This window comes from Pseudomonas sp. NPDC079086 (assembly GCF_044542155.1).
GTDB lineage: Bacteria > Pseudomonadota > Gammaproteobacteria > Pseudomonadales > Pseudomonadaceae > Aquipseudomonas.
In genome coordinates this window covers 1,047,269-1,047,617 of sequence record NZ_JBITTY010000002.1, presented here as the reverse complement: position 1 = coordinate 1,047,617, position 349 = coordinate 1,047,269, and the positions used below count along the sequence as shown (strand labels likewise).

Annotated in this window: 1 protein-coding gene; it reads right to left on the bottom strand. The window is 66.2% G+C overall.

Annotated elements, in window-relative coordinates:
• Nucleotides 1-349, bottom strand: a 349-nt coding sequence (locus ACIGEK_RS14640) for an Ig-like domain-containing protein (RefSeq protein WP_397494032.1), incomplete at both ends; no start/stop codon positions are given.

The following is a 349-nucleotide window of genomic DNA, read 5'->3' as shown; positions in this document are numbered from 1 at the left end:
ACGCCATTGGTGATCTGCGCCTGGGTCAGCACGATCGGGGTCTGGGCCACGCCATTGAGGCTGACGTTCAGGGTATCGCCGACGGCGGCACCGGCCGGCAGTGCCACGCTGACAGTGACGGTGGTGGCGGCGCCCAGCTCAGCATTGCTGAGGGTGCCGTCATCGTTGCTGTCGGTGGTGATGGTCACGGTCGGCGCCGCGACTTGGGTGTCGAGGGTAAAGGTCAGGCTGGACGGTGCCGAGGTGTTGCCGGCGACATCAGTCTGACGCACTTGAATGGTGTTGCTGCCCTCCACGGCCACGGGTGCGGTGGTGCTCCAGGTGGTGCCGTCGGTGCTGTACTCGACCA